We start from the raw sequence: 255 nt of genomic DNA on the forward strand, positions 1-255 counted from the left end.
ATTCTTTTGACCAATTAAGTAATGCATAAAATATCTTTGAATAAAATAACTAAGATGATTCATGTTGCACCTCCGGTACTAATTGTCCGAGCGTTTTTTCTTGCTCAATAAAATCGTGGTAATGTGTATTTGTAAAATGGATATATCGTTCGGTATCTATCAAATTTACATGGCCAACATATGCAGCTAATATAGGTATTGCAGAATATATATCCATTCCATTTTCCAACATTTGTTCTAAACTGTAAGTACAAA

At 30.6% G+C, this 255-nt stretch carries 1 pseudogene; it reads right to left on the reverse strand.

Annotated elements, in window-relative coordinates:
• Positions 1 to 49 precede the first annotated feature (49 nt).
• Positions 50 to 255, reverse strand: a pseudogene (locus tag ACYQ2O_RS13645) (hypothetical protein); the annotation flags it as partial.

It is taken from the genome of Alkalibacterium sp. m-11 (assembly GCF_054658155.1).